The 318-nt window shown below is 36.8% G+C and carries 1 protein-coding gene; it reads left to right on the top strand.

All coding sequences use genetic code 11. The annotated features are described in order from the left end of the window. Positions 1-318, top strand: a 318-nt coding sequence (locus tag V6259_RS19740) for a hypothetical protein (RefSeq protein WP_445928534.1), incomplete at both ends; no start/stop codon positions are given.

A 318-nucleotide genomic window follows, 5' to 3' on the forward strand; every position in this document is an offset into this window, starting at 1 on the left:
GGGATACTTTTCTGTCGGGTTAGATGTTGATTATTACCAGTGTATAGCAAAGCTATCTATAACAACCAGAGCTACGCTATTAGGTGCTCTTAAAGTTATTGTTTGTAAGCCAAATTTAATAGAGATAGCTCAAGATGAAGACGTTTTTAAAACCTCTTTACTCCGAAATGTTAGCTTGTCAGTTATAAAAGGTCAGGTTGCCCGCGTACTAAACGGGAGTAATCCACTGACAAACTTTAAGTTTAAGTTTGTCAGGCCAGCTCAAGAATATATGTCAGGTATAGAGTTAAAGGTTGATGTTCAGATAGATCAAAAACC

It is taken from the genome of Marinomonas sp. TI.3.20, from assembly GCF_038155025.1.
GTDB lineage: Bacteria > Pseudomonadota > Gammaproteobacteria > Pseudomonadales > Marinomonadaceae > Marinomonas > Marinomonas flavescens.